Genomic DNA, 23,499 nt, shown 5'->3' with positions numbered 1-23,499 from the left:
ACGACCGGGTGGTCAGGTGTCGATACGGGGAGTCAGCCGCTCACTCCGGCGGCTCGAACTCCGTGTCGGTGCTGGCCTGGGTGATGCCGCCGAGCACGAGCACGTCCTCGATACCGAACGACCGCTCGTAGTCGAACGCGCGGGCCGACGGGTCCGGCCAGTCGAAGTCGCGCACGTCGCCGTACGAGCCCATCAGGTACTGGTGGAAGACGAAGTGCGGGACGTAGAAGTTGTAGTACTTCGCGCAGGTGCGGTAGAGCTCCTGCTGGGCCTCCTCGGAGTTGCCCGGCTGACGGATCGCGTTGACCGTCTCGACGAGGTTGACCTCCGTGGCGTCGTCCAGGTCGGGCGACTTGCCGGCCTCGTCGGGGGCCTCGAAGGCGCCCGGCTCGTTGGGCACGTCCTGCACGATCGGCTTGCCCTGGGTGTCGACCTCGTCCTCGGGGTCGGCACTGTAGGGGTTGCCGGTCGGACTGCCGGCCACCAGCGCCTCGTCCCACCACGCGCCGCGGTCGTGGTAGTACTGGAAGACGTACGGGTCGCCGTGCCAGAACATCGTGGAGTCGTAGTTGAGCCCGTTGTTCGGGTCGATGGTGTTCGACCACGTGTTCCACCCCATCGTGGTGAAGTTCACGCCGAAGCCCCAGTTGGCGAGGTTGGCGCGGATGGTCTGGGCGCCCTGCACGTTGGCGGGGCTGCCCGACCGCGACGAGAGGTCGATCGACGCTTGGTTGCCGTTGGGGTCGACCCACTGGCCGCCCTGCTTGCTGTAGCCCGCCCGCCGCATGTACTCGTTGGCCTTCTCGACGTTCGAGGAGCGCGAGTAGTGGTGCAGCTGGTCGAGGAAGTCCTCGGAGAACGTGCTCTCGGACTGGGCGTCCAGCAGGAACGTGTCGTGCTGGGTCACCTGCGAGGCGTCCTCGCCCCAGCCGTTGGCCGAGACGGCGTTCCAGTCGATGGCCTCGACGAGCGCGCGGCGCACCCAGAGGTTCTGGAGGTGCGGGTTCTGCCAGTTGAGCTTCCAGACGTCGCCGCCCGTGGCGCGCAGCCACCGGGTGAACTCCTGGATGTGGTCCGGCAGCGACTCGCGGGTGGTCGCCCCGCTGTCGGTGACGGCGCCGGAGTCGACGTCGAGCACGCCCTCGTTGACGAGCGTCTGGCGCCGGGAGCCTTCGGCCCAGTAGAGCCCGAGCTTCTCGACGTTGGTGTTCTCGGCGTTGGGGTGGTCGGGGTTGAGCCGGAGGATCATCCGCTCGGACCCCACGTCGTCCATCGACTCCAGGCGGTACGGACCCGTACCGGCGAGCATCTCGTCGGTGCCGCCCTCCATGGCCATGCGGTCGAGGCTGATCCGGTCGCTGACGAGCTCGTCGGTGATCGAGCTGACCTCGTCCGAGTTGCCCGCGTCCCGGTAGCGTTCGAGGTACGGCTCCGTGAAGTCGGGGTGGATCGGCGGGTTGCCGTCGACGGGACCGGCCTGCGAGCGGAGCACGACCCGCGCGGTCGGGTTGGGGTCCTGCTCGGGGACCGACCCCTTGTTCTCCCACAGGTGGAGCGTCCACTGGTCTTCGGCACGCTGGTTGAAGGTGGTGCCCTCGGTGAACTTGTTGCCGTCCTGGAACCAGCCGACGTGGTTGTGTTTCTCGCGGGCGACCGCGTCGTGGGGGTCGCCGTTCCAGTAGGCCGACCGGTCGTCGTGGTGGTCGTACCAGTCGTACGGCGGCTCGATCTCCCTGCCCGAGATCCACGTCATGATCTCGATCTCCTCGTGGTCGGGCTTGTGCGGGGTCGGCACCGTCGTTCCGGAGTACGACAGGTTCGTCGTGTGGACGTTCCGCAGCCCGTGGAGGTCTGACATCCACAGGTCGCCGATGGTGTTGTCCTGGGGCGTCCACGGGTTCCAGTTGAACACGTCCGGCGTGTTCGCCACCGCGTAGTTGACCTGCCGCGTCACCGGTTCCGCGTCGGTCGCGGTCGCGCTGTCGGTCTCACCGCCGTCGCCGCCGTCGCCGCCGTCCCCGCTGGGCGTCGGCGTCGGCGTGTCCTCCGAACCGGGTGTGGCGGTGGACCCGCCGTCGCTCCCACAGCCGGCCACACCAGCGGCTCCCATTCCAGCCAGTATCTGCGCGTACCGGCGTCGCGATAACTCCTTGTCACGGATGCTGTCAGGCTTCCGCATACCTCTACCTTCTGCCAGCTCTATATAAAACTTCCTGATTATTTCATACCGAGCGGGAACTGATCTTGTTCGACAGGCCGAGCGGGCCGCTCCCGCAAGCGCAACCTTCAAATAGGTGTGTGAAACACTCTATCGCAATGAGACAGGAAATCGATCGTGCCCGTCAGGAGGCGGACGGCGTCCGGGCGTACGCGCTGGCGCTGTACTACTTCATGGTCGGGAACATCTCGCTGATGGTCATCCTCATGGGCGTGGGCTGTATCGTCCTGGGCGCGACCTTCGTCAACGGGACCCCCGCTATCGTCATCGGCGGCGAGGCCGGCCCGATCTCGCTGATGAACGGGATTCCCGAGCAGTACCAGACGTTCGGCCAGGTCGAGGGGATCGTCCTCGCTCACAAGGTCTTCGCCGCGATGCTGGGTATCTTCGGGACCACCCTCATCCTCCTCGGCGCGACCGCGTACGGCTTCCTGCTGGCGAACAAGCTGTACGCCCGCGCCACGTCGTCGGCCTGAGGACCCCGGAACGTCTCGCCGCCGGTCGCATCACCCTCGAAACTTCTCGCTGTCGGCCACCTTCCGAGCTACGGGACCCAAACGACTGCGTACTGCGGGCCGGCCGCGCCCCGTCGGCCGACGACTCACATCGCCCGCTGGCGACAGAACCAGAGCGCGCCGCCGCTGAGGAGGGCGAACGCCCCGCTCCCGACGACGTTCAACACCGCCACGACGAACAGCGACGAGTCCGTGTCGGTGACGACCAGGTACGGGAGCTGGAGGAGCAGGAACACGACGGCGATCGTGAACACGCCGAGGACCTTCCTGTTCTGTTCGCACAGGGCCTCGGCGGCCGCCTCCCTGCCCGTCTGCTCGTCGCCCTGCTCGCTCACAACCGGACCCCTCCGTCGACGACCGACGCCCGAACCATGCTCCCCGGTTGTCGGGCGGTCCCGAAAAGGGTTGCCACAGCGGCGAGGGCGCCGCCCGTCCGCGTTCACCCGCCACCGGGACCCGGCACGGCGATATCACCCGTGAGAACCCATCCCGTGGGCCCGGACGGCGTAGACGAATACAGCGACCTTTGTGTATCACAACGCGCGTGCGCGCGGGGCGGGCGAGTCGTCGGTCGCCGTGCACATCTGTCACATTCGATAATGGCGGTGTCGGCGGGCGAGCGATGGCGTGTTGAACGCGACGGGGACAGAAGCGGCGCGGAGCGAGACGGCGACCGGGTCGACCGGTCAGGCCTGGTCGAGGCTCGTCTCGGTGAAGTAGCGGCGGCCCGTTCGCGGGACCTGTTTCGTGTCGGTCACCGACAGGCGGGCGGTCTCGGCGATCTCCTCGGCGGAGTGGCCGACCCGCAGCTCGTAGTCGCCGGCCTCGACCGCGAGGTTCGCGTTGCGGTCGTGGTAGGCCAGCTGGCTCGCGGCCAGCTCGAAGGTGACCCGGGTCGACTCGCCGGCGTCGAGCTCGACGCGCTCGAAGCCGACGAGCTCCTGGACCGGCCGCGCCAGGTCGGGGTTCTCGGCGGAGACGTACAGCTGGACCACGTCGCTGCCGGCGCGGTCGGCCGTGTTCTGGACGGTGACGCTCGCGGTGAAGGTTCCGGAGGGATCCACGTCCACGTCGGACAGGTCGAGGTCGGAGAACTCGAACTCGGCGTAGCTGAGCCCGTGGCCGAACGGGTAGACCGGCTGCGCGTCGTCGTAGACGTAGTCCTCGGAGTAGGTGTTGGGCTTGCGGCTGTAGTGGACCGGGAGCTGCCCGACGGACTTGGGCAGCGAGACGGGGAGGTGGCCCCCCGAGTCGTGGCCCTCGAAGACCACGTCGACGATGGCGTTACCGGCCTCCTCGCCGGGGAGCCACGCCTGGACGACCGCGTCGGCGCCCGCGTCGATCTCCGGGATCGCGTGGGGCTTGCCGCTGACGAGGACGACCACCACGGGGGTGTCGGTCTCCTCGACCTGCGCGACGAGCTGCTCCTGGACGCCGGGCAGGCCCAGGTCGGTCACGTCACAGCCCTCGCCGCTGGTCGGCACCATCGGCTGCTCGGCCTTGACGCCGTCGGCGTCGGAGAAGTCGACGGCCGAGCGCGCGCCGACGAACGCCAGCGCCACGTCGGCGCCCTCGGCGGCCTCGACGGCGCGGCCGATCTTGTCGGTCTGGTTGCCCGTCGCGGTACAGCCCTGGGCATACGACACGTCGGCGTCGACGCGGTTCTCGATGGCCGCCAGGGGCGTGTCGGCCTCGAACTCGTACTCCTCCTCGGGGTAGTGGGCGGCGTAGGCGTAGTCGCCGAGCATCCCCTTCTTGTCGTCGGCCTTCGGCCCGACCACGGCGACGGAGTCGGCGTCGTCCAGCGGCAGCAGGTCCGACTCGTTCTTCAGGACGACCAGCGAGTCGCGGGCGGCCTCGCGGGCCAGCCCGGCCGCGGCCTCGTCCTCGTAGGGGTCGGTCGCGGCGTCGACGTCGACGGTCGGGTCCTCGAACAGCCCCTTCTCGAACTTCGCACGGAGCACGCGGCGGACCGACTCGTCGAGCGTCTCCTCGGCGAGGTCGCCGTCGCGGACGGCCTCGGCGAGGTACTCGTAGCAGTCCGTGTTGGGCAGCTCCACGTCGATGCCGGCCTCGACGGCCGAGACGGCGGCCTCCTGCTGGGTGGCCGCGACGCCGTGTTCCTCCTTGAGGAAGTCGACGCTGAAGTAGTCGGAGACGACGTGGCCGTCGAAGCCCCACTCGCCCCGGAGCACGTCCGTCAGCAGCCACTCGTCTTTCGCGCAGGGGACGCCGTCGATGTCGTGGTAGGCGTTCATCACGGCCTCGGCGTCGCCCTCCTGGACGGCCGCCTCGAACGGGAACATGTGGACCTCCCGCAGGGTGCGCTCGCTCACGTCGACCGACGAGCGGTTCTTCCCGCCGGCGCCGACGCCGTGGCCGACGAAGTGCTTGAGGGTTGCGGAGATGCCGTCGGCCGGCGAGTCGCCCTGCAGCCCGGAGACGTAGGCGGTCGCCATCTCGGCGACGAGGTACGGGTCCTCGCCGAAGGTCTCCTCGACGCGGCCCCAGCGCAGATCCCGCGCCACGTCCAGCACCGGCGAGAGCGCGTGGGCGGTGCCGATGGCCTCGAGCTGGTCGCCGATGGTGTCGGTGACCGCCTGCATGAGCTCGGGGTCCCAGGTACTCGCCATCCCGATCCCCTGCGGGAAGGTGGTGCCCTCGGGGCCCATGTAGCCGCTGAGACACTCCTCGTGGGGGATCGCGGGGACGCCGAGCCGGGTCTCCTCGGCGAGGTACTCCTGGATCTCGTTGGTGACGGCGGCGGCCTGTTCGGGCGGGAGGCTCCCCTCGCCGCCGACCCGGGTGAGGTGGCCGATCCCCTCGTCGAGCAGTTCCTCGGCGACCTCGCGGTTGAGCTGGCCGTCCTCGACGAGCTCCTGGCCCTCGTCGACCTCGCCGGCGTTGTCGGCGACGCCCCGGCTCGGGCTGACCGACCCGAGCTGGGCGGCCTTCTCCTCGACCGTCATTCGTGAGAGCAGATCCTCGATACGCCGCGATGTCGGTACCGTCGGGTCGCGATAGGCTGCGTCGGAGTCGGCTGTCATTACGGCTATTCGGTCGGGGACGCGGATATTAATGGTTCCGACGACAGTCTCAGGGACGGTAATCGGCCGAGAACCCGCGGTCCGGAGACCGCGGCGAACCACCAGGGCTGTGCAGGAACCGTGAAGCGGCGGCGATCGATCGAGTGCGACGAAACGGGGACGGTGAAGCGAGGACGGTGGAGCGTGGGACGAACCCCGCGGAGGAGGGCGAACTACGTCTGACAGTGTCGGGCGGTGAGCGGGCGGGTCAGCTGTCGTCCTCGTCGTCGCCGGCGAGGTATTTCGCGACGCTGGCGAGCCCGCCGAGGGTCGCGACCGTCGAGACGATGCCCATCCCCGGGCCGTCGCCGGCGGTCGTCCCCTCCGGTTCGGGCGTCGACGGGTCCGTGGCGGTGGGCGTGGCCGTCCGGGACGGCGTCGCCGTCGGGGTTTCCGTCGGCGTGTCGGTCGGTGTCGCCGTCGGCGTATCGGTCGGCGTCGCGGTCGACGTGTCGGTGGGTGTCGCCGTCGGCGTGTCGGTCGGCGTCGCCGTCGGCGTCGCAGTGGGCGTCTCCGTCGGGGTGGCAGTCGGCGTCGCCGTCGGCGTCGCCGTCTCCGTCGGCGTCGCAGTGGGCGTCGGTGTGTCGGCCGGTTCGACGACCACGTCGACGGTGTCCTGGACGGTGTTGCCCTTCGAGTCGGTGACCGCCAGGCGGAAGTCCAGCGCCCGGGTCTCCTCGACCTCCGGCGCGGTGAACGACGCGCTCGCCGTCTCCTTCCCGGTGAGCGACACCGCCGGGTCGGCCGTCGTCGACTCGTACATCTGGAACCACTCGTAGGAGAGGTCTTTGCCGCTCGACCCGCCGCCGTTCAGCGTGACCTCCTCGCCGGGCCGGACGCGCTGCTCGGACCCGGCGTCGGCGGTCGGGCCACTGTAGTCGCCGTCGTCGCTCTCCCCGTCGCTCTCCTCGGCGTAGTCGCCGTCGAGGGAGACCTCGAGGGTCGTCCCGCCGTCCGAGAGCGTGGTCGTCGCCGACACCGACGCGTCCTCGTAGCTCACGTCGACGGCGTACTCGCCCTTGAAGCCCTGCAGCGAGTAGGCGCCGGAGGCGTCGGTGGTGCCGGACTCCTCGGTCCACCACTGGTCGAAGACGAGCTCGCGGTAGCGGTCGAGGGCGGGCTTCTCCTCCCAGCCGGCCGCGTAGAACGGCGCGTCGTCGCGCCAGTGGAGCGTGTCGATCAGGCCCCAGACGACGAACTGTTCGACGGACGGGTGGCTGAAGACCGTCTTCAGGAACTGGTAGAAGAACTCGGCCTTCTCCGATTCCGGCCAGTTCTCGTCGGACATGTCGAACTCCGTGATGCGGATCGGGACGTCGTACTCGGCGTAGCTGTCGAGCGCGGCCATCGTCTGGGACGGCAGCAGCGAGGAGCTCTCGCTGAAGTGGCTCTGCAGCCCGACGAAGTCCAGCCCCGCTTCGGTGCCCTGTACCGTCTCGATCTGGGTCATGTACCGGTCCCGGCGTCCGCTGTAGGGGCCTTCGATGGTGTTGTAGTCGTTGATGCCCAGCGGCTGGCCCTCCGGGCCGGCCGCCTGGGCGGTCTGGAACCACTCGTCGAGGATCGGCGCCTCCTCCGGGGTGACGTCGGCCCCGTGGATCGACCGGACGAAGCCGGGCTCGGGGATGAGCTCGTTGACGACTTCCCACTCGTCGACGCGGTCGCCGTAGTAGCTGATGATGTCCTCGACGTGGGCGATGGTCTCCTGGCGGACGTAGTCGGAGTCGGCCTCGCTGGGCGTGGCCGCGTCCGCGTCGCTGTCCCAGGCCATCGCCTCGACCACGTCGTCGGGGACGGCGGCCGAGTCGACGCTGGCCCACAGCGCGACGTGCCCGCGGATGTACCAGTCCTGGGCCTCCATCCACTCGACGGCCGCGTCGGCCGTGTCCTGGCCGCCCTCCCAGAAGTCCCACTTGTGGTAGTTCTCGAGGACGCCCGTGTTGAACAGCTCCTTGCGGTTCTCGCGGTAGGGGTCGCCCTCCTCCGTGCTCTCGATCTGGGGGGCGTTGGTCATGACCCCGAAGTTGAACTCGTGTTCGAGCATCGAGACCGACACGTCGGCCCCCTCCACGGGGTCGCCGTCCTCGTCGACGACGTCGACCTGCATCTCGGCGGTGCGGTGGTCCTGGATGCGCTGGTCGGCCGCGTCCTCCCAGCCGGGGTCGGCCGAGCGCTCCCACTCGGGCAGCGCCTCGACGGAGTTGTTCCCCTCGAAGTTGAACAGGGCGAGACCGCCGATGTCGACCGTCTGGGCCTGTGCGCCGACCCAGATCTCCGTCCACCAGTTGCCGGCGTCGTAGCTGCTGTCGAACGCGACCGGGAAGAAGTACCGCTGCCACTCGCCGGTGACCGGCGGCCGCGGGTTCGTGACGTAGTTGCCGAAGGTGCTGTTCTCGCTGACCTTGAACGTCACCTGCGCGTTCTCCTCGTCCGGCGTGCGGAAGTACGCGACACCGAGCAACACGTCGCCGCTGGAGACGCCCTCGTCGTTGACGAAGCCTTTGAAGTTGACGCTGTAGGCGTTGGTGCCCGCCTCCGAGACGTCGATCCGCGTCGCCTCCGAGAACGGCTGGTCGTCGCCGACCTCCAGCGCGGAGCGTTCGCCCTTGTCCGCTTCGCTCCCGGCGAGCTCGAAGGTGTCGAAGGTATCGGCCTCGTTGTTCGCGTAGACGAACCGGCCGGGGTCGAGGTTGCGCTCCTCGAGGTAGTCGATCAACCCGGAGTAGTACGGGTCGTCGGTCTGGGGCCACTCCTCGGGGCCGTCGCCCCCGGTGTCGATCTGGCTCGCTGCGCCGGCGGGAAGGTCGTCGACCGCCACGTCCGTGTCGGAGTAATCGAGCAGTGCGAGGCCACCGACGTCGACGGTCTGTTCGTTGTACGCCAGCCAGAACTCCGTCCACCAGTTGCCGGCGTCGGCGCCGGCACCGTACTGGATGGGGAAGTAGAACCGCTCCCACTCCGAGCCGATCGACGGATCGGTGAGTTCCGCCCAGTTGTTGTACCCCGAGCTGGCGTTTTCCTGTGCGGAGTAGGTGACCTGCGCGTCGCCGTCGGGAGCGCGCAGGTACGCCACGCCGAGGAACACGTCGCCCTGTTCGACGGCCATCCCGCTCACGTCGCCCCGGAGGTTCGCGTTGTAGCCGTTGCTCTGCGTGCCGTTGATCGACACGCGTGACGCCTGCGAGAAGGGGACCGAATCGTCGCTCACGTCCAGGCTCTCGGTGGTCCCGTAGTCCCCGACACCGAACTGGTAGGTGTCCCAGGTGCCGGCCTCGGTGTTGTCGTAGACGAACCCGGGCTCGGGGAGGTCAAGCCCCGCCAGGTCGCTGGTCAGCGTCCGGTAGTACGGACCGACGGTGCTCGCGACGCCCGAGGGGAGGTTCCCCACGTCGGCGTTCCCGTTGAAGTCCAGCAGCGCGAACCCGCCCACGTCGACGGTCTGCTGTTTGAACCCGAGCTGGAGCTGGACGTAGCGGTTCTGGTCGCCCGAGGAGTCCGACTGGAACTGGATCGGGAAGTAGTGGCGCTCCCACTCGCTCGCGACCGTCGGCGACTGGTGGTCGGTCGTCCGGTTGGCGTACGAGGAGTCGTCGACCGCCTGGAAGGACACCTCCGGGCTGTCCGAGGACGACCGCAGGTACAACACCCCGAGCATCACGTCGCCGGAGGATATCGACTCGGAGATGTTCGCCTTGAACTGGACGCTGAAGTCCTCCGACGGCTCCGAGGTGATGTCGAACCGCGTCGCCTCCGAGAAGGGGACCGAGTCGCCGCTCACGTCCAGGGAGTCCGCCGACCCGGACGGGTTCCGGGCGAACACGTTCGACGACGAGCGGACGCCGGCCTCGGTCGTGCCGATCCGGAACTCCGGTTCGGGCAGTCCCATGCCGGTCACGTCGCTCCGCAGCGTCGAGTAGTACGACCCCAGCGAGGGGCTGGTGACGCCCGACGGCAACTCCCCGAAGTCCGCGTTGGTCCCGAAGTCCAGCAGCGCGAACCCGCCGAAATCGACCGTCTGTGACCCGGTCGGACTGAACCGCAACTGGAAGTACGTCTCACCTGCGGCGGCGTCACTGTCGATCTCGACCGGGAAGTAGTGTCGCTCCCACTCGCTCCCGACCGTCGGCGACGTGTTCCCGGCCGTGCCACCGGAGACGTAGAGTCCCACTTCCGGCGACTCCGAAGACGACCGGAGGTAGCCGACGGCGAGCATCACGTCACCCGCCGAGACCGACTCGTCGATGTCCGCCCTGAACTGCGCCGAATAGGGGTTCGACGGGTCGGACCCGACGTCGAACCGCCTCGCCACCGAGAACGGCACGTCGTCGTCGCTCACGTCCAGTGACTCGGCCGATCCCGCGGAGTTCACGGCGAATACCCGCTCCTTGCTCCACGTCCCCGACTCCGTGTTGTCGAGGACGAAGTCGGCTGCGGGCAGTCCGCGCCCGTCCCGCAGGTCGGTGACGAGCGACGAGTAGTACGCGTCGCCGCCCGAACCCCACGAATCCGGCGTGTCCGCCCGGCCTTCGTCCGCTGTCACGCTGGCGATGCCACCCGCGGCGCCGGCCGCCCCGATCGACTGCAGGAACGGTCGGCGCCCCACCCGCAGACGGTCGTCCCCACGACCGTCACTGTCAGAGTCTCGCATTTGCGACCGGAAGTCATCTATTTATGACCCATAAATATTTCCAAAACATACTGATAATTGGGGATAGTTCCGGGCCCGTTGTCAGGATTCGCGGAGACGGTTGCCGGTTCCACGCGATCCCGGCGGTTCGACCGGTCGCCGGACCCCGCTGGGAGAGCCCGAGCGACGGGCCGAACCCGCTGTGTGCCGCTCGGGCGCGGTCGACGCGGTCGCCCGGGAATGGAACAGCGGTGGTCGGACGAACCCCGGCGCCTACGCGTCGGGCGAGAGTTCGACGGTGGTCCCGCCGCCGGAGAGGGTCACCGTCTCGGTGAGTTCCTCACCGTCGACGGTCGCCGTGACCTGGTACTCGCCGTGGAACCCCGTCGTTGAGAAGGTCCCCTCGTCGTCGGTGTCGCCGGCCGTTTCGGTCCACCACTCGTCGAAGACGAGCGACCGGTACTCTTCGAGCGGGGGTTTCTCGGCCCAGCTCGCGGTGAAGAAGGGGGCGTCGCCCTGCCAGTGGTTGGCGTCGTTGATCCCCCAGACGAGGAACTCCTCGACGTCCGGGTGGCTGAAGACGGTCTTGAGGAACCGCCGGAAGAACCTCCCCTTGTCCGACTCGTTCCAGGCGTCGTCGGCCATGTCGAACTCCGTGACCCGCAGGGACACGTCGTACTGGGCGTAGCGGTCCAGGGTGTCCATGATCTCCCGCGAGCTGATCGTCTCGTCCTGGTCGAAGTGACACTCCATGCCGACGGCGTCCAGCCCGGCCTCCGACTCCGCGAGGAACTGGATCTGGCGCTCGTAGCGGGCTCGCTCGGCCTCGTAGGAGCCGGCGAGGACGTTGAAGTCGTTGATCGCCAGGGGCATCCCCTCGGGGGCGGCCTCGCGAGCGGCCGCGAACCACTCCGCAAGGATCGGCGCCTCGACGGGGTCGAGGTCTTCGAGCGAGGCGTCCTCGGTCGCCGCGACGCCGTTGATCGCCTGAACGAACCCGGGCGAGTGCATGAGCTCGTTGACGACCTCCCACTCGAGGATGTCCTCGCCGTAGTACTCGACGATGTCCTCGACGTGCGAGAGCGTCTGTTCGCGGACGTAGTCGGGGTCGAGTTCGGCCTCGGTGACGCCGCCCTCCTCCCAGGTCCGGCCCATCGCCTCGACCACGTCCGGCGGGACCGAGAACGACGACACGTCGGCGTAGAGACAGACGTGCCCGCGCACGTCGAGGCCCTCGCCGAGCAGCCACTGGGTCACGCCGTCGGAGATGTGCTTCTCCTCCTCCCAGAAGCGCCACTTGTGGTGGTTGGTCAGCGTCGCCACGTTGAACAGCTCCGAGACGTGCTCGCGGTAGGGGTCGCCCCGGCTGGTCTCCTCGAGGAGGTACGCCCCGTCGACCCCGGCGCCGAAGCCGAACTCGTGTTCCTGCATGGCCACGTCGACGGACGCCGCCTCGACCGGCTCGCCGTCGGCGTCGGTCACCTCGACGGTCAGTTCGCTCGTCCGGTGTTCGGCGATGCGCTCGTCGGCCGCGGCCTCCCAGTCGCTGTCGTCGGGAGTCGGCTGGCTGGCCGGCCCGCTGGGGAGGTTGCCGACGGAGATGTTCTGGTCGAAGTCGATCAGCGCGACGCCGCCGACGTCGACGGTCTGCGGGCCGAACCCGAGGAACAGCTCCGTCCACCAGGTGCCGGCCTCGGCGTCGTAGTCGAACTGGATCGGGACGTAGTAGCGGACCCACTCGCCGACGGGTTCGGCCTGCTGGACCCCCCGGACCATGTTCGTGCTCGGGTTGGCCTCGTCCTTCGCGACGAACTGGGCGGTCGGGTCGGACTCGCTGTCCTCGGGGCCGCGCAGGTGGAACACGGCGAGAAGCACGTCGCCCTCCGAGACGGCGCGGTCCTCGACGGTCCCCTTCAGCGTCACGTTCCAGGGGTTCTCCGTCGACTCCTCGACGGTCACCCGGCGGGCCGACGAGAACGGCTGGTCGTCGCCGACCGACAGCGGCTCCGCCGTCCCGACGCTCGACTGCACCGAGAACGCCGACATCGCCTCCGCCTCGGTGGTGCCGTAGCAGAACGCGCCGCCCGGCAGCCCCTGACTCGCGAGCGTCGACGCGAGCTGTCCGTAGTAGGGGTCCCGCACCGTCGGCCACCCCGGCGGCACGTCCGCCGGCGTCCCGTCCGGGTGCGGCGTGGCCGTCGGCGTCGGCTCCGGCGTCTCCGTGTCCGTCGGCGTCGAGCTACCGCCCGTGAACGACTGACATCCCGCCACACCCGCCGCCGCGAGCGTCCCCAGCAGCGACCGCCGCGCGATCGACCCGTCGTCACCGTCCGCTCCGTCGTCAGGCCCGTCGTTGGTTTCTGGCATGTATCTGGCTCATACGAGACCGATTCCTGTTGAAAAACGTTTGTTTTCGGACCAGGTATTGCGAAAAGTTACCAACGATCACGACAGATTGTGACGGATGCAAACGTACCTCACGAATCGGGCGGTCGGAGAGGCGAATGGGTCCTGTCGCGGACTGCAGATGGGGGAGGGTGTGGAATATGGGCGGGTCACGTCGCGGAATCGGACGGCGCGAGGGTTGATTGTCGGTCCCGTCGTGCCGCTACGCGTCGGTCGAGAGTTCGACGGTGGTCCCGCCGTCGGAGAGGGTCGCCGTCTCGGTGACTGCCTCACCGTCGACCGTGGCGGTGATTTCGTACTCGCCGTGGAACCCCGTCGTCGAGAAGGTCCCCTCGTCGTCGGTGGCCCCCGAGGCCTCGGTCCACCACTCGTCGAAGACGAGGTCCCGGTACTCGGCGAGCGGGGGCTTTTCCTCCCAGCCCTCGGCGAAGAAGGGGGCGTCGTCCCGCCAGTGGTTGGGGCTGTAGATACCCCAGACGAGGAAGTCGTCGACCGCCGGGTGGCTGAACGCGACCTTGAGGACCTGCCGGAAGAAGACCGCCTTGTCCGCCTCCGCCCAGTTCTCGTCGGCCATATCGAACTCCGTGATCCGCAGGCGCACGCCCGTCTCGGCGTAGCGGTCCAGCGCCGATTTCACCTCCCCTGGCGACAGCGACGACGCCTCGTTGAAGTGGCTCTGCAACCCTGCGAACTCCAGTCCCGCCTCGGAGTCGACGAGGAACTCGATCTGCCGTTCGTAGGCGTCGCGCGTCGATTCGTAGGGGCCGGCCAGCGTGTTGTAGTCGTTGACGCCGAGCGGCATCCCCTCGGGGGCGGCGTCCCGGGCGGTCGCGTACCACTCCGCGAGGATCGGGGCTTCGACCGGGTCCACGTCCTCGAGGGAGGCGTCGTCGGTCGCCGGGACCCCGTTGACCGCCTCGATCAACCCCGGCTTGTGGACGATCTCGTTCGCGACCTCCCACTCGGTGATCCGGTCGCCGTAGTACTCGATGATCGCCTCGACGTGCTCCAGCGTTCGCTCGCGGACGTGCTCGGGGTCGAGTTCTGGGTCGGTGACGCCGTTGGCCTCCCACTCGACCCCCATCGCCCGCACCACGTCGGGCGGGACGGACCACGCGGACACGTCGGACCACAGGCAGACGTGCCCGCGCAGGTCCAGCCCCTGCTCGAGGACCCAGTCGGTCGCGGCGTCGGACAGCTCCCTGTTTTCCTCCCAGAAGCGCCACTTGTGGTGGTTGCCCAGCACCGCGAGGTTGAACAGGTCGGCGACGTGCTCGCGGTAGGTGTCGGCCTCGTTGGACTCCTCGGTCAGGAAGTCCGCGCTGACCGCGGTGCCGAAGCCGAACTCGTGGGCCTGCATCGCGACCTCGACCCCGGCGTCGGTCACCGCGTTTCCGCCCCCGTCGGTCACCTCGACGGTCAGTTCGCTCGTCCGGTGTTCGGCGATGCGTTCGTCGGCCGCGGCCTCCCAGTCGCCGCCCGCCTCGCCGTCCCCGCTCTCGCCACCGGCCTCGTCGGCCGGTCCGCTGGGGAGGTCGTCGACGGCGACTCGCTGGTCGAAGTCGACCAGCGCGATCCCGCCGATATCGACCGTCTGGGGGCCGAACCCGAGGAACAGTTCCGTCCGCCAGGTGCCCGCCTCGGCGTCGTAGTCGAACTGCATCGGGACGTAGTAGCGGGTCCACTCCGCGGGGGGCTGGACCTGCGGGGTCGACCGCACCATGTTCGTGCTGAGGTTGTCCCGGTCCTTCGAGACGAACTGGACTGTCGGCTCGGACTCGCTCGACTCGGGGCCGCGCAGGTACGCGACGCCGAGCAGCACGTCCCCGCTCTCGACCGCGGTGTCGGTCGCCGTCCCGATCATCGTCACGTCCCAGGTGTTCTCCGTCTCCTCGGTGACCTCGACGCGGACGGCCGAGGAGAACGGCTGGTCGTCGCCCACTTCGATCTCGGACCGTTCGGCCACGTCGGCGCCGACGTCGAAGGCGGCAATCGTCCCCGCCTCGTAGTTCGCGTAGACGAACTCCCCCGCGGGCAGCCCCATCTCCCCGCCGAGCGTGTTCGCGAGCGCCCCGTAGTACGGGTCCCGCGTCTCCGGCCAGCCGTCGGGGACGGCCACCGGCGTCCCGGAGGGTGTCTCGGGGGCGCCACCGCCCCCTCCCCCACCACCGCCGCCGTCCGGTGCGTCCGTGTTCCCGCCGTCGCTCGGGCACCCCGCCAGCCCGGTCGCGGCGAGCGCGCCTAGCAGCGTTCGCCGACCGAGGGCCGGGTCTACCCCACCGTCCGAACCGCGAGTGTGATCGTCTGACATCGACGTGGCTCCTACCAGCGGGAGTTCCGGTAAAAAAGATTTACATTCGGAGTGATACTGACCGCGAGAACTGACAGGTGAGTTAGTTAACGGGCCGGTACCGACGGGCTAGGCGTCCGGGGAGAGTTCGACGGTGGCACCGTCGTCGGAGAGGGTGACCGTCTCGGTGACCTCGGTCCCGTCGACGGTCGCGGTGACCTCGTACTCGCCCTTGAAGCCGTCCGTCGAGAACGCGCCGTCACCGTCGGTGGCCCCCGACGCCTCGGTCCACCACTCGTCGTAGACGAGGCCGGTCCACACGTCGTAGGCCGGCTTCTCCTCCCAGTCCTCGTAGAACAGCGGCGCCTCCGACTGCCAGTGGCGGCCGTCCCAGAAGCCCCACATCAGGAAGTCCTCCACGTCGGGGTGGGAGAACGCGCCCCGGAGGTAGTTCTCCAGTACCTGTGCCCGCTCCTCGTCGGAGTTCCAGGCGTTGCCGGCGTAGGTGTCGAACTCGGTGATCTTGACGGCCGCGCCGTAGTCGGCCCACTTGTCGATCTCCTCGGCGACCCGGCTCGCGCTGACCCGCTCGTCCGGGTTGGAGTTGGTGTTGAACTCGCCGGTGCGGGCGCCGACGTGGGCCTGCAGGCCGACGGTGTCCAGCTGGACGGCGTTGTCGTTGATGTGTTCGATCTGGTCCTGGTAGCGCCCGTCGGTGTAGCTGTAGCCGAACTGGTTGAAGTCGTTGACCGCGAGCCCGATGTCCAGGTCGTTGTCCTGTCGGACGGCGTCGGCCTTGCTATACCACTCGGCCAGCAGCGGGGAGGTCCACGGGACGACCTCGCCGGTCCAGGGTTCGGCCTGGTCGATGTCGTCGCCGTAGACGCCCAGCTGGAGCTGGTAGGCGTGCATCGCCTCGTTGACGACCTCCCACTCGGTCACGTCCTCCCCGAAGTGCTCGATGATGTCCTCGATGTGTTGCATCGACCGCTCGCGGATCGTCTCGGCGTCGCGCTCCTCGATCGCGGTCAGGATGTCCGCGGGGATGGCGCCCACGTCCTCCCGGCCCCAGATGCAGACGTGGCCCCGCACGTCGAGGCCCCGGTCGAGCAGCCACTCGACCGCCGCGTCCGCCAGGTCGGGGTCCGACTCCCAGAAGCGCCACTTCATCTGGTTCTCGATGACCGCCTTGTTGAACAGCTCCGGGATGTACTCCCGGTAGTTGTCCCCCTCGCTCGACTCCTCGATCAGCGTTCCCGCGTTGACCGCGGTGCCGAAGCCGAACTCGTGGGCCTGCATCGCGACCTCGACCTCGGCGTCGGCGATCGCGTTCCCGCTCCCGTCGGTCACCTCGACGGTCAGTTCGCTCGTCCGGTGTTCGCGGATCCGGCGCTGTACTTCGGGATCCGGTTCGCTCGGCGCGTCCGTGCTCCCCTCCGGTGTCTCGTCGGCGCCGTCGTCGGGCGTCGACGAGTCCTCGGGCTGGCCGTCCCCGCTCCCCTCGGTCGCCGTGCCGTCGCCGCCGTCGCTCGGACAGCCCGCGAGCCCCGCGGCCGCGAGCGCCCCCAGCAGCGGTCGCCGACCGACCCGTCGGTCCACCGTCCCGTCTCCACCCGGCCCGGATGTGTCCTCGTCTGACATGCGCGTGGCTCGTTCAAGGGGAATCGCTGACAAAAACTTTCGGTGTCCGTCCGGACCGTGCCCGGACCCGGTCCGCCCCCGCCGCTCACTCGTCGGCGGCGACCGGGCCGCTGGGGAGGTCCTCGATCTTCGCCGCCCGGTCGAAGTCGACGAGCGCGATCCCGCCCACGTCGGTCGTCTGCACGCCGAAGCCGTGGAACAGCTCCCACCACCAGGTCCCGGCCTCGGAGTCGTAGCTCCACTGCATCGGGACGTAGTAGCGGGTCCACTCGGTCGGCGGCGTGACACGCTGTCGGGTCGCGACCATGTTCGTCCGGGGGTTGTCGTCGTCCTTCGCGACGAACTGGATCGTCGAGTCCGTCGGGCTCGAGATGGGCACCCTGAGGTGGACGACCCCGAGCAACACGTCGCCCTCCGTCACCGACCGGTTGTTGACCTGGCCGTTCATCGTCACGTCCCACGGGTTGTCCGGTTCCTCGGTCACCTCGACCCGGCGGGCGGCCGAGAACGGCCGGTCGTCGGCCACCGAGAGCGACGAGGTCTCGGCGATGTCCGTCCAGATCTGGAACGCGTCCAGCGTGTCCGCCTCGTTGTCGGCGTAGACGAACTCGCCGGGCGGTACGTCCATCGCCGCGAGGTCGTCCTGCAGCGCGCTGTAGTAGGGATCGTCGACCGACGGCCACTCGTCGCCTGCCGAGTCGGTCCCTGCGGGTGTCGTCGTCGTCGGCGTCGCCGTCGGCGTCTCGGTCGGCTGGTCGGGAGGGGGAGCCGTCCGACCGGACTCCGGCGTCCCGTCCGGGTCCGGCGTGGGCGTCGGCTCGGGCCCGCCCTCCGGGCCGACCGTTCTGAAACCGCCACCGTCCGGCTCGTCGTCCCCGCTGTCGCCCCCGAAACCGAGACAGCCCGAGACCCCGGTGGCCCCCGAGATCGCCAGCGCCCCGAGCAGCGACCGACGGGTCGTCACCCGCCGGTCCGGTTCGTCCCCCGGACCGCGCTCGCGTCCCGGGCCGCCCGTTGTCGGTGTTTCCATATACCTCGGTATCGGCGGATCCGCGTCAAAAGCGTTGGTACTCGTTTCTCAGCGATGAGAACGGACCGCGGCGCCACCGCCGACCGACTCCGGTCCGACAGCGTCTCCGCCGACTGAGGGACAGCCGTCGGAGCTCGACGTACTCCCGGGCGGGGATGTCACGGTTCCGGCCACCGGCGGCGGGCGCGCGTCGTCATCGTTTTGGTGGGTCCCGCGGATCGGAGTAGCGTATGCAAGAGTACGACGACTGCTGGCTCCGGTACGAGGAGGTCCCCGAGGGCGACCTCCGCGAGTCCTACCGCCGGCTCTGTTCGCACGCGTACGTCGCCGAGGAGTCCCGCGAACTCGGCGCGGTGCGCGAGGAACTGCGGCGCGGTCTCGGCGGGCTGCTCGGGCGTGACCCCCACCTCTGGCAGCACCCGCCCCGGACCGTCGACGGCTTCCTCGCCGTCGGGACGCCCGGCGACATGGACGTGGTGGCACAGGCCGTCGACGAGGACCGGGTCGCCGACCTCGACGAAGGGGGGTACGTGATCACGACCGGCGAGTGGGAGGGGATCGACACGCTCGTCGTCAGTGCCTCCTCCGACCGCGGGCTGGTCTACGGCACGTTCCACCTGCTGCGACTGATGGCCACCCACGAGTCTATCGCGGACGTGGACATCGTCGAGGAACCGGCCTCGCCGGACCGGCTGATCAACCACTGGGACAATCCGTTCCGCGGGTCGATGGAGCGTGGCTACGCCGGCCAGTCGATCTTCGACTTCGAGCGGCTGCCGGACCTGCGCGAACGGTACCGCGACTACGCGCGCTTGCTCGCCTCCGTCGGGATCAACGGCATCGTCCTCAACAACGTCAACACCCAGATCCCCGGCCGCGAGTCCGCCAGCGACGCGATGGAGGAGCTGGAGGGGTGGCGACTGCTGGAGTCACGACACCTCGAAAACCTCACCGGACTCGCGTCGCTGTTCCGGCGGTACGGCATTCGGACCTACCTCTCGGTCAACTTCGGCGCGCCGGAGAAGGTCGGCGACCTCGACACCTCCGACCCCAACGACCCAGAGGTCGCCGAGTGGTGGGCCGAGAAAGCGGACGAGGTGTACGACCTGATCCCCGACTTCGGCGGGTTCCTCGTGAAGGCCGACTCCGAGGGCCAGCCCGGCCCCTACAACTACGACGCCGACCACGTCGACGGCGCGAACGTCCTCGCCGAGGCGCTGGAACCGCACGGCGGCCGCGTCTGGTGGCGGGCGTTCGTCTACGGGAGCCACAAGGACCGCGCCGTCCAGCAGTACGACACTTTCGAACCGCTCGACGGCGAGTTCCACGACAACGTCACGATCCAGGTCAAGAACGGTCCCATCGACTTCCAGCCCCGGGAACCGGTCTCGCCGGTCTTCGGCCAGATGCCGGAGACGGACCTGGGACTCGAACTCCAGATCACCGGCGAGTACACCGGCCAGCACGTCCACGCCTGCTACCACGTCCCGATGTGGAAGGAGGTCCTGGAGTTCGACACCGACCCCGAGGGTCACGGCAAGCAGGTCAAGGACCTGTTCACCGACCCCGGGACCGGAATGGCCGGCGTCGGCGGGCCCGGCGAGGACAGAAGCTGGACCGGGCACTACCTCGCGCAGGCGAACCTCTACGGCTACGGCCGCCTGGCGTGGGACCCGGACCTGAGTACCGAGGAGATCACCGACGAGTGGGTCAAACAGACGTTCGGCACCGACCCCGACGTGGTCGAGACCGTCACGGAGATCATGCACGGCACGTGGCCGGCGGTCATCGACTACTCGACCGGCGGCATCGGGCTCATGCACATGATGTACAACGGCAGCGCCTACCTCGAGAACCACTACGACCCCGGTCCCGAGGAGTGGCCGGGCTACACCGGCATCACCGAGGACGGCATCGGCAAGGACCGGAACTCGAAGGGCAACGGCTACGCCCAGCAGTACCCCGACGCGCTCGCCGACATGTACGACGACCCCGAGAGCTGCCCGGAGGAACTGCTCCTGTTCTTCCATCACCTCCCCTGGGACCACGAACTGGCGGACGGGCGCACCGTGATCCAGACGCTGTACGACAACCTCTTCGCCGGCGTCGAGGAGGTCCAGCGGCTGCGCGACGAGTGGCGGACCCTGGAGGGCGAGGTCGACGAGGAGCGGTTCCGTCACGTCGCCGAGCGCTTCGACGAGCAGGTCGAACACGCCGGGGTCTGGCGCGACCGGCTCGCCGAGCACTTCTACGAGTACGCGGCGATCCCGGACGAGCAGGGCCGGGTCCCTCGCGAGGACTGAGCGGCCTCCCGGCTGCCGGTCCGCCTCGGGAGAAAGGGCACAGAGCGCGGTTCGACCCGGGAGGGTCGGTCGATGCGGTCCGGGCGACCGATTACGACACGTCGACCGTGACGGTGTCGGTCGTGGTCGTCCCCTCGTTGTTGGTCGCGTCGAGTTCGACGGTGTAGGAGCCCGCCGAGTCGTAGGTGGTGTCGGCGTACCAGCCGGAGCCGGTCTCGCCGTTGCCCAGGCTCCACGACAGCGAGTCGATCCAGTTGCCCGAGTCGGTGGTGTCGGTCACGCGGAAGCTGACGCGGTCGCCGACCGACGCCGAGGTGGTGCTCGGGTCGATCTCCGCGACGAGGTCGCCGCTCGTTCCGCCGCCGTCACCGCCGCTGTCGCCGCCGTCGTCGCCACCGTCGCCGTCGTCGCCACCGTCGCCGTCGTCGCCACCGCCGCCGGAGCCGTCGAGCGAGAAGTCGAGGTAGTTCAGGTCCCACCACGACTCGTCCATCGAGACGCGGAGGACCTGCTCGCCGGCGTCGAGCGAGACGCCGGAGGTCGAGACGGTCTCCCAGGAGTCCCAGCCGCCGGTGGCGCCGAAGCTGACGGTCCCGGAGACGTCCTGTCCGTCGACCTCGACGTGGAACGCGCCGCCGCCGGAGTCCGAGGCGACGAGCGCGTCCATCGTGTAGTCGCCGGCCTGCTCGACGTCGACGGTGTACTCGACCCACTCGCCGGACTCGATGTAGCCGATCGAGTAGCCCGAGCCGGCCGAGTTCGAGGAGATGTCGACCCCCTCGTCGGTGCGGAACGCGCCGCCCTCGTTCTCCGACGTGTTGTCGCTGTAGGCGACCCCCGGGCCCCCCTCGTCGTACTCCTCGGCCTGGATCCGGCCGGGGATCGCGTGTGGCGTCCCGCTGTACGGCTGCTGGGTCCCGCTGCCGCCGTCGCCGCCGGACCCGTCGTCACCGGACCCCCCGTCGTCGCCGCCACCGTCGCCCCCGCCGGCGGTGCCGACGTAGACGTCGGAACTGCCCGTGGACTGGTAGGCCTCCGTGGCCATGATCTGGTAGTCGTGGCTGCCCATGTCCATGCCGTTGTCGGCCCACGCGTCGAAGTGGTTGCCGGTCGTGATGGTCCCGCTGGTCCGTCCCGACTGGCGGATGCTCCAGTACTGCGGGAACGTCGCCGTCCCCTCGATCGAGGGGGCGTTGGTCCGCTGGGAGGTGTAGATGTCGTAGGTCCCGCCGTCGGTGTCGACCGTGCCCTGGAACGAGTCCCCCGGCTGGTAGGGGCCGTGGTCCTCGATGATGTAGTACTCCACGAGCGGGTCGGTCGTCCACCCGTACAGGCACAGGTAGCCGTTGCTACCCGGATCGAACGTCGCGTCGTACTCGACGTTCCGGCGTGCCCCGGTCTCCCAGCCCAGGCCACAGACCGTGCTGTTCGTGTCGTTCCACTCCAGTTCGTAGTTGCCCGCCGTCCCGAGCGTCATCGTCACCGTCCCCTCGGCGTTGGTCCAGAACGAGTAGAAGTACCCGTCGTGGGTCCCGGTCTGGTTCGACGTGATCGTCTCGTCGTGGGCGGCGGCCGCTCCCGCCGACCCCCCGAGTCCGAGCCCCGTCGCCGCGGCGGCCCCCACCGCCTTCACGTAGTCGCGCCGGTCCATGTCCAGGATGTCGTTCGATGTCGATTCACCACTGCCGTTACCACCAGTGTCGTGTGCCATCGTATTGCACAACCGCGTCCACACCCTCTCCCCCTGCCGGGATAAAAATTGTCGATTACAACGAACGTTAAAATGATTGTTCGCGTGATAGATGTAGACTATGTAACTATTCGGCGCGGCGGACGAAACGGAAGCCGGAGGGGAGAACCGACCGTCGGGGCGGTCAGAGCGGGCCTCAGACCGACTCGAACGTCCAGAGCTGGTTGCCGTTGCCGGACCAGCTGTACTGCTGGACGTTGGCGCCGTCGCTGCCCGACGAGCCCTCGACCTCGACGGCCTTCTCGCTGTGGACGGGCTGGATGTGGTACTGGCCGCCGCCCTGGTCGTGGATGTGGAACCGCTGGTTGTCGTTGCCGTAGTCGGTGTACTGCTGGACGTTGGCCCCGTCGTCGGTCGAGGCGCCGGACACGTCCAGTACCTTGCCGCTGTTGACGTTCTCGATCTTGTACCCGTTGCCGGTGTCGGTGACGTTCCACTGCTGGTTGGAGCCGCCCCAGTAGCTGTACTGCTGGACGTTGGCGCCGTCCTCGGTCGACTGACCGGTCACGTCCATCGCCTTGCCGCTGTTGACGTTCTGGATGCTGTAGGTACCGCTCTGGAGCGAGCCGGTCGAGCCGCTCCCGCCGTCGTCGCCGCCGGAACCGCCGCCGCCACCGCCGCCACCGCCGCCTCCGCCGTCAGCGCCGACCCAGACCTCGGAGGAGCCGCTGGACTGGTAGCCCTCGGTGGCCACGATCTGGTAGTCGTGGCTGCCCATGTTCATGCCGTTGCTCTCCCAGGCGTCGAAGTGATTGCTCGTCGTGATCGTCCCGCTCGACCGGGTGTTCTGTCGGACGCTCCAGTACTGCGGGAACGTCGCCTCCCCCTCGATAGAGGGTTTGTTCTCCCGCAGCGACTCGTAGATGTCGTACGTGCCGCCGTCGGTGTTGACGGTCCCCTTGTAGTCGTGTTCGGGACGGTAGCTGCCGTGGTTCTCGATGATGTAGTACTCGACGAGGGGGTCGGTCGTCCACCCGTACAGACACAGGTAGGAGTTGCCCGAAGGGCTGTAGTTGGCCGTGTAGTCGACGGTCCGGGCCGCGCCGGTCTCCCAGCCCTTGCCGCAGACGAAGTTACCCGTGTCCGACCAGTCGACGCTGTAGTTGCCGCCGTCCCCGAGGTTCATCGTCACCGTCCCCTCGGCGTTGGTCCAGAACGAGTAGAAGTATCCGCCGTCGTTGCCCGTCTGGTTCGACGTGATGTCGGCGGCGGCCGGGCTCGCCGTCGCGCCCACGCCGAGCCCTGTCGCCGCGGCGGCGCCCGCCGCCTTCATGAAGGCCCGCCGGTCGAAGTTCGCCGATCCGTCGGATGCCGATTCGCCACTGCCGCTGTCGCCAGTATCGCGTACCATGTTACCACTGCCGCACCCGCTCCGACACCCGGGAAGTAAATAAACATTAGCAATTATAACTAACATTAAAACACTATATAACTAGTTTACATGTTTTAGAACTAACTACTATCGCCACGGGCCGTCGACCGTGAGAGCCGGCCGGGTTCCGGAGGCGAAGTGGGAATGCGCCACGGCTCTCAAACCGCGGGACTGTGTCGATCGGAGTGTTTCCCGCTGTGGTCAACCGGAGTGTGTGTTGCCACCTCGTGCCACAGTTCCACCCTCGCACTTCCGACGTGT

The 23,499-nt window shown here is 68.6% G+C and carries 12 protein-coding genes; 2 read left to right on the top strand and 10 right to left on the bottom strand.

Features of this window, described 5'->3' with window-relative positions:
- Positions 1–40: 40 nt before the first annotated feature.
- Positions 41–2,179: an ABC transporter substrate-binding protein gene (locus ACMGFG_RS03530; RefSeq protein WP_436928976.1), complete on the bottom strand. Its 2,139-nt coding sequence runs from the start codon at positions 2,177–2,179 to the stop codon at positions 41–43.
- Between the two features lie 137 nt (positions 2,180–2,316).
- Between ACMGFG_RS03530 and ACMGFG_RS03525 the strand changes: the two genes are divergently transcribed.
- Positions 2,317–2,694, top strand: coding sequence for a hypothetical protein (locus ACMGFG_RS03525; protein ID WP_436928975.1), 378 nt, complete (start codon positions 2,317–2,319; stop codon positions 2,692–2,694).
- Between the two features lie 125 nt (positions 2,695–2,819).
- Here the strand turns inward: ACMGFG_RS03525 and ACMGFG_RS03520 are convergent, their stop codons facing one another.
- From ACMGFG_RS03520 to ACMGFG_RS03490, 7 genes are all read right to left on the bottom strand, one after another.
- Positions 2,820–3,068, bottom strand: a complete 249-nt coding sequence (locus tag ACMGFG_RS03520) for a hypothetical protein (protein ID WP_436928974.1) — start codon at positions 3,066–3,068, stop codon at positions 2,820–2,822.
- 351 nt (positions 3,069–3,419) lie between these two features.
- Entirely contained in the window at positions 3,420–5,780 is a 2,361-nt protein-coding gene (locus tag ACMGFG_RS03515; RefSeq protein ID WP_436928973.1) for a glycoside hydrolase family 3 N-terminal domain-containing protein, read from the bottom strand.
- Positions 5,781–6,027: 247 nt separating this feature from the next.
- Positions 6,028–10,467 (bottom strand): endo-1,4-beta-xylanase, encoded by a 4,440-nt coding sequence (locus ACMGFG_RS03510; RefSeq protein WP_436928972.1) that lies wholly within the window; start codon positions 10,465–10,467, stop codon positions 6,028–6,030.
- A 252-nt stretch (positions 10,468–10,719) separates the two neighbouring features.
- Entirely contained in the window at positions 10,720–12,813 is a 2,094-nt protein-coding gene (locus tag ACMGFG_RS03505) for an endo-1,4-beta-xylanase (RefSeq protein ID WP_436928971.1), read from the bottom strand.
- A gap of 241 nt (positions 12,814–13,054) precedes the next feature.
- On the bottom strand, positions 13,055–15,163 hold the full coding sequence (locus tag ACMGFG_RS03500) for an endo-1,4-beta-xylanase (RefSeq protein ID WP_436928970.1): 2,109 nt from the start codon (positions 15,161–15,163) through the stop codon (positions 13,055–13,057).
- Between the two features lie 108 nt (positions 15,164–15,271).
- Positions 15,272–16,783, bottom strand: coding sequence for an endo-1,4-beta-xylanase (locus ACMGFG_RS03495; RefSeq protein WP_436928969.1), 1,512 nt, complete (start codon positions 16,781–16,783; stop codon positions 15,272–15,274).
- Between the two features lie 85 nt (positions 16,784–16,868).
- Positions 16,869–17,813, bottom strand: coding sequence for a hypothetical protein (locus ACMGFG_RS03490; RefSeq protein ID WP_436928968.1), 945 nt, complete (start codon positions 17,811–17,813; stop codon positions 16,869–16,871).
- Between the two features lie 230 nt (positions 17,814–18,043).
- Between ACMGFG_RS03490 and ACMGFG_RS03485 the strand changes: the two genes are divergently transcribed.
- Complete coding sequence (locus ACMGFG_RS03485; RefSeq protein WP_436928967.1) at positions 18,044–20,116, top strand: alpha-glucuronidase family glycosyl hydrolase; 2,073 nt, start codon at positions 18,044–18,046, stop codon at positions 20,114–20,116.
- A 91-nt stretch (positions 20,117–20,207) separates the two neighbouring features.
- Here the strand turns inward: ACMGFG_RS03485 and ACMGFG_RS03480 are convergent, their stop codons facing one another.
- Together ACMGFG_RS03480 and ACMGFG_RS03475 are read right to left on the bottom strand one after the other, a co-directional pair.
- Positions 20,208–21,827 carry a glycoside hydrolase family 11 protein gene (locus tag ACMGFG_RS03480; protein WP_436928966.1) on the bottom strand — a complete coding sequence of 540 codons (1,620 nt, stop codon included), beginning with the start codon at positions 21,825–21,827 and terminating at the stop codon, positions 20,208–20,210.
- 175 nt (positions 21,828–22,002) lie between these two features.
- The gene (locus ACMGFG_RS03475; protein ID WP_436928965.1) at positions 22,003–23,217 is read right to left on the bottom strand and encodes a glycoside hydrolase family 11 protein; all 1,215 of its coding nucleotides are present in this window, start codon (positions 23,215–23,217) and stop codon (positions 22,003–22,005) included.
- Between the last annotated feature and the right edge of the window lie 282 nt (positions 23,218–23,499).

The organism is Halosimplex halobium (assembly GCF_051414055.1).
In the GTDB taxonomy this organism is placed as follows: domain Archaea; phylum Halobacteriota; class Halobacteria; order Halobacteriales; family Haloarculaceae; genus Halosimplex; species Halosimplex halobium.
This window is presented reverse-complemented; position numbering and strand designations above follow the sequence as displayed.